The sequence below is a fragment of the Mesorhizobium sp. M7A.F.Ca.CA.002.05.1.1 genome (assembly GCF_003998335.1).
Taxonomy (GTDB): Bacteria; Pseudomonadota; Alphaproteobacteria; order Rhizobiales; family Rhizobiaceae; genus Mesorhizobium.
The window spans coordinates 1-5,600 of sequence record NZ_RZQI01000366.1; the positions used below are offsets into that span (position 1 = coordinate 1).

The following is a 5,600-nucleotide window of genomic DNA, read 5'->3' on the forward strand; positions in this document are numbered from 1 at the left end:
CGGTACTTCGATGCGCGTGACCTGCTCGGCTTCGTCGACGGCACGGCCAACCCGACCGGGCTGGACCTTCCGGCCTCGGCACTCGTCGGTGATGAGGACGCCGACTTCGCCGGCGGCAGCTATGTCGTCGTCCAGAAATACCTGCACGATCTCCAGGCCTGGGCGCGCATTCCGACGCCCGAGCAGGAAGCGATCATCGGCCGCACCAAGATCGACAACATCGAAATCGATGATGACGAGGCGCCGCGCAAATCACACAAGTCGCTGGCCACCATCGAGGATACCGATGGCAACGAGTACGACATATTGCGCGACAACATGCCGTTTGGCAGGCCGGGGCAAAAGGAGTTCGGCACCTACTTTATCGGCTACAGCAGGTATCTCTGGGTGATCGAGAGGATGCTGCAGCGAATGTACATCGGTGAGCCGCCGGGCGCTTACGACCGGCTGCTCGATTTCTCGACGCCGCACACCGGCACGACGTTCTTCGCGCCAACCCGCCCCATGCTGCAAACCCTTGTTGAGGACGCATAGAAGACGCCTGCGGCCGCACGGCAGGCCGGCGCCCCAACGATTTCACCCGGCGATTGTCAGAACCCTCAGCGTGCGTCGCGCTTTGCTTGCGCCACCTTGGCCGCCTTGCGCTGCCGGCCAAGCTCCATCGGTCGGACGAGGTCTTGCGCCCTCTGGTTTGCCACCGACCGCATCCCCTTGCGCGCGGTGCGCGAATTGAAAGCAGGGCCTTCCGGCGTCGCCCCTTGCTTCATGACAAATGCCTTGCGCGCGTTTTCGATCAGCGAAACGCTGGCCGCCAGCTGCCGGCGCCGCTCGGCCTCGCCATTCAGCCGCCGCATGGCCATGGCCAGCACCGCAAGCTTTGTCTGCGAACCGCCATCGGACTTTGAGGGCGCAGCGCCTTTCGGCGCTCCTTTGCCGCGTATCTCACGCTGGCGGCGGTGTGCTTGGGTTTGGGCCTTGTCGCGCCGCTCCCGCAACAGCTTGACCAGGCCGGCAAGATCGGCGTCGGAAAGCTCCTGCACCGCCGGATGGTGCGATTTCTCCACCAGTTCCTGTTCGTCCGCGCTCAGCGCACGCGCCGCTTCCTTGCGTGAAATCGCCATGGCATTCCTCCTCCGCTGGCACGCCTGTCTGTTTCAGGCCATTCGCATGAGTTTCTGCCCCAAAACCGCGTCGGTCAAGAATAGCCCTGCTGACGATGCCGGATGGTCGAATACCGAGCCGCTCAGCCTGTGCATCGGCTGCGCAGATAGGCGCAGACCAGCTCGATGAGTTCCGCTCGCAATTCCGGCGATTGCAGTTCGCCATGTCGCGCTGCGGCATGCACGACCCCTTCGACCGCACCCGACAGCACACGTCCGGCAATGTCGTCGCGCTTGGGATCGGGCTTGCCCGAGGCAGATGCGATCACGGCTTGGTAGCGGCGCAGATACTCCGCCTCGAACTGATCCTGTGTCGAGCGTGCGGCAAGCGGCACCTCGTCGAGCAGGACGCGATGCAGTTCCTGATCGACGCTGTGGGCGGCGACGACGCCATCGACAAGCTTCGCCGCCCGCTGTTCCACCGTGATCACTGCGTCACGCTCATCCGAACCGGATATGGCCGCGAGCACCGCGTCGAGATGGCGTTTTCGGATCTCCTCCGCCAAGGCCAGCTTGTTGGGAAAATACTGGTAGATCGAGCCGACGCTGACACCAGCCGCCGAAGCCGTCTCGTTGGTGGTGAAATGCGCCCACCCACGCCGAGCCAGAACGCGAGCCGCGGCTTCGACAATCGTATCCACGGTTGCGCGGGAACGCTGTTGCCGTGGCGCTTTGCGCACGCTTCCATGCTCTGAGGGAACGCGAGTAGCCATATCAGGGCCTTTTCACCAAAATGCGAGTGTCCGCTCACATTTATCGAGCCAAGCCTGCCACGCAAGTCAATGAGAGGTCGCTATGAGCAACAAGACACTGCTTTTATCCCTGTTCCGCTACAAATCCTGGGCCGACAATGAACTCCTCGCTCTTTTGGCAGAGATCGAAAACGAGACAACCGAGAAGCAGCTTGGCGCGATCCTTGAGACCGTCAATCACGCGCATGTCGTCGACCGGATCTTTGCGTCGAACCTCCAGCAGCAGAAGCACTCCTATCGAGACACGGGCACGAGCAGCACACCGACGCTCGCGGAGCTGTCCAAGGCGATCAAGGAAACCGACCGGTGGTACCTCCGCTACGTCGAACAGGTCGACCCCGAAGAACTGGCGGAGGCGATCCGTTTTGCCTTTACGGACGGCGCCCCCGGGCAGATGTCACGAGAGGAGATGCTGGCACATGTCATCACCCATGGCGGCTATCATCGCGGTGAGGTCGGACGCATAGTGACACAATTGTCGAAGCCATCGTCGCCCGACACCTTCACGGGTTATCTCCATCAGGCAGAGCCCGCCCGCCGAGCACCGGTGTAATCGGAAACCTTACATTGGAGATGCCGGTCCGGCTCCTTCATTGCTGTGGCGGGATAATCCCTACCCTGCTGGCAAGATCTTGCCCGGGTTCATGATATCAAGCGGATCCAGCGCCTGCTTGATCGTGCGCATGATGTCGACGCCGTGGCCGAGCTCGTGGCGCAGGAAACCGATCTTGCCCTGGCCGATGCCGTGCTCGCCGGTGCAGGTGCCGTCCATGGCGATCGCCCGCATGTTGAGCCGCGCGACGAACTTTTCCGACAACGCGATCTCCCTGGGATCGTTGACATCCATCAGCACCAGCACGTGAAAATTGCCGTCGCCGGCGTGGCCGACGATCGGCGCGATCAGACCCATCTCTTCTATGTCGGCTTCGGTTTCCATGACGCATTCGGCAAAGCGCGAGATCGGCACGCAGACATCGGTCGACAGCCCCTTGGCGCCCGGCCGCAGTGTCAGCGACGACCAGTAGGCGTCATGCCTGGCCTTCCACAGTTTGGTGCGCTCCTCGGCGACGCTGGTCCACAGGAACGGCCCGCCGCCATTCTCTTCCGCGATCATGCCAAAGGTCTCGGCCTGTTCGGCAACACCGGCATCGCTACCATGAAACTCGACGAACAGGCACGGGCTCTCGGGATAGTCGAGCTTGGAATAGTTCTTCATCGCCCGCATCTGCAGCGCGTTGACCAGTTCGATGCGCGCCACAGGAATGCCCATCTGGATCGTGGCGATGACCGCGTTGCAGGCCGCCTCGACGCTCGGAAACGGGCAGACGCCGCCCGAAATCGCCTGCGGGATGCCTTGCAGCTTCAAGGTCAGCGAGGTGATGATGCCGAGCGTGCCTTCCGAGCCGACCAGCAGCCGCGTCAGATCATAGCCGGCCGAGCTCTTTTTCGCCCGCTTGCCGGTCGTCACGGTTTCGCCGTCAGCCATGACGGCGGTCAGCGACAGCACGTTCTCGCGCATCGTGCCGTAGCGCACCGCATTGGTGCCGGAGGCCCGCGTCGCGGCCATGCCGCCCAGCGAGGCATTGGCGCCGGGGTCGATCGGAAAGAACAGTCCGGTGTCGCGCAGATGCCGGTTCAAATCCTCGCGGGTGACGCCGGGTTCGACCGTGCAGTCGAGATCCTGTGGATTGACCGCCAGGATACGGTTCATGCGCGATGTGTCGACCGATATGCCGCCGCCCGGTGCGTTGGTGTGGCCTTCCAGCGAGGAGCCGACGCCAAAGGCGATCACCGGCACGCGGTGCGCGGCACAGGCCCGCACGATGTCCTGCACCTCGGCGGTCGTCTCGGGAAAGGCGACGCCGTCCGGCGCCTGCGTCGGAATATAGGTGGTGGTGTGGGCATGCTGCGAGCGGATCGCCTGGCCGGTCTGGAATCGCTCGCCGAGCCGTTGCTTGAGGATGCCGAGCACCGCCGCGATGCCTTCCTCGTTACGTTCGACCGGGTTGAGGTCGCTCAGAGCCATGAATTCCTCCGCGAATGGACCAGCGTCCACGCTTGTTATGCGTCTATGGATGCGTAAAGCAATTCCAGGAAAAGTGTGAAGCGGTTTTCCGTCCGGAATGCGTCAGAACAAATAGAGTCTCCGGAGCCAAGCTCTGTCCAGCGCCAGAACAAGGAAGTTTCGATGCCCATCCCCACTCCCTTCGTCTCGAAACCCATGGACATCGAGAAGGACTGGATCGACTACAACGGCCATCTCAACATGGCCTATTACAACGTGCTGTTCGACCGCTGCTCGGACGACGCCTTCGAGGCAATGGGCATGGGACCGAACTATGCCAGGGATCGCCGCCTCACCATCTACACGGCCGAAGTCCATGTCTGCTACGTGCAGGAGCTGCACCTCGAGCACAAGGTCACGGTCTCCTTCCAGCTCATCGACCACGACGACAAGCGGCTGCGGGCCTACCAGGAAATCCGCCATGTCGACGGCTGGCTGGCCGCGACTTCCGAATCGCTGTCGCTGCATGTCGACATGTCCGGGCCGAAGGTCTCACCCTTCCCCGCCGATGTGCTGGCCAGGGTCGAAGCCATGCGCGCCGCCCATTCGGCACTGCCGATGCCGGTACGGGCCGGCCGTTCGATCGGCATCAAACGCAAATAGGGCGAAGCCGACACCTTCTCGTTCCCGGCGTCAAAGCCACACCGGCAATCTAAAATCGCAGAACCCTCCCATCGGCCGGCAGCAGTGCTTGAAGCGGCGCGGCGCCCTCGTTAACCTTACCAAGGTTTTAACGGGAACAAGCCATCTGAGCCGTTGCGCGACTCAGCGGGTCGGTCGAAAACGATCCGCATCGAGGTAGCGACACGGGCGGCGCGGCGCCGGTTCGAGGAAAGTGCATGAAAACCGACATCAAGGTCGAGGTGGACAGGCTGGCTGCCGATCCGCGCATCACCGACTATGATTTCTGGCGCTCGCTCAAGAACGTCAACAACGAGATCTTCCACATCGCCAACAACAACGAGCCGATCCCGTTCGACATGATCCGCTGGCGCGCCATCCTGAAGCAGGCGCGCATGAAGCGCGGCCACGCATAGGTTCCTCTCCTGTAGGTCAAGCCTGGCGCCTCAACGCTCCCAGCGCCGAGCGCGCCACCACCGGCGACGACTGGATGATCGCCGTATTGGTCATCGCATAAGGAATGATGCGGTCGATCACCCGCTCGAGTTCGGCCACCGAGCCGACATGCGCCAGCGCGATGAAACAATCCTCTCCGGTCACCCGGTCGCATTGCACGATCTCCGGCAGTTCGCGGATGATCTCGGCCACGAGGGCCAGTTGCCCCGGCACCGGCCGGATGCGCAGCCACGCCGACAGCGGCAGGCCGAGTGCCGCCGGGTTGATCCTGACCGAATAGGCCTCGATGACGCCGCTTTCCTGCAGCCGCTTGATGCGCTCGGCCACGCTCGGCGCCGACAGACCGACTGAGCGTGCCAGCTCCGCCGTGCTGGTGCGCGCGTCCTTCTCCAGCAGACGCAGGATCTTCATGTCAGAGACATCGAGGTCGGCACTTTCAGTTCGAAGGCGCTTCATGGGAAATTCCTTGCTTCTGAGAGAAATCTCGCCAGACGAGCCCATCATCACTCATATAAACCGGCAAATATGCCTGCGATACTGAGCCGA

Annotated in this window: 8 protein-coding genes; 4 read left to right on the forward strand and 4 right to left on the reverse strand. The window is 62.6% G+C overall.

Annotated features, from left to right (window positions below; translation table 11 throughout):
* Positions 1 to 534, forward strand: a 534-nt coding sequence (locus EN939_RS18780; protein WP_127269201.1) for a Dyp-type peroxidase, incomplete at its 5' end; no start/stop codon positions are given.
* Between the two features lie 65 nt (positions 535 to 599).
* On the opposite strand, the gene EN939_RS18785 is transcribed toward EN939_RS18780, so the two are convergent.
* Together EN939_RS18785 and EN939_RS18790 are read right to left on the reverse strand one after the other, a co-directional pair.
* Complete coding sequence (locus EN939_RS18785) at positions 600 to 1,121, reverse strand: hypothetical protein (RefSeq protein ID WP_127269202.1); 522 nt, start codon at positions 1,119 to 1,121, stop codon at positions 600 to 602.
* 122 nt (positions 1,122 to 1,243) lie between these two features.
* The gene (locus EN939_RS18790; RefSeq protein ID WP_245473116.1) at positions 1,244 to 1,801 is read right to left on the reverse strand and encodes a TetR/AcrR family transcriptional regulator; all 558 of its coding nucleotides are present in this window, start codon (positions 1,799 to 1,801) and stop codon (positions 1,244 to 1,246) included.
* Positions 1,802 to 1,955: 154 nt separating this feature from the next.
* Here EN939_RS18790 and EN939_RS18795 point away from each other — a divergent pair, with 154 nt between their 5' ends.
* Complete coding sequence (locus tag EN939_RS18795) at positions 1,956 to 2,465, forward strand: DinB family protein (RefSeq protein WP_127269204.1); 510 nt, start codon at positions 1,956 to 1,958, stop codon at positions 2,463 to 2,465.
* 60 nt (positions 2,466 to 2,525) lie between these two features.
* Here EN939_RS18795 and EN939_RS18800 read toward each other — a convergent pair whose 3' ends face one another.
* On the reverse strand, positions 2,526 to 3,938 hold the full coding sequence (locus tag EN939_RS18800; RefSeq protein WP_127269205.1) for an FAD-binding oxidoreductase: 1,413 nt from the start codon (positions 3,936 to 3,938) through the stop codon (positions 2,526 to 2,528).
* Positions 3,939 to 4,100: 162 nt separating this feature from the next.
* On the opposite strand from EN939_RS18800, the gene EN939_RS18805 reads away from it, so the two are divergent.
* Both EN939_RS18805 and EN939_RS18810 read left to right on the forward strand, forming a co-directional pair.
* Positions 4,101 to 4,580, forward strand: coding sequence for a thioesterase family protein (locus EN939_RS18805; RefSeq protein WP_127269206.1), 480 nt, complete (start codon positions 4,101 to 4,103; stop codon positions 4,578 to 4,580).
* Positions 4,581 to 4,816: 236 nt separating this feature from the next.
* A complete protein-coding gene (locus EN939_RS18810; RefSeq protein WP_013531006.1) occupies positions 4,817 to 5,014 on the forward strand; it encodes a hypothetical protein in 198 nt (65 codons plus the stop codon).
* A gap of 16 nt (positions 5,015 to 5,030) precedes the next feature.
* Here EN939_RS18810 and EN939_RS18815 read toward each other — a convergent pair whose 3' ends face one another.
* Positions 5,031 to 5,510 (reverse strand): Lrp/AsnC family transcriptional regulator, encoded by a 480-nt coding sequence (locus EN939_RS18815; RefSeq protein WP_127269207.1) that lies wholly within the window; start codon positions 5,508 to 5,510, stop codon positions 5,031 to 5,033.
* Between the last annotated feature and the right edge of the window lie 90 nt (positions 5,511 to 5,600).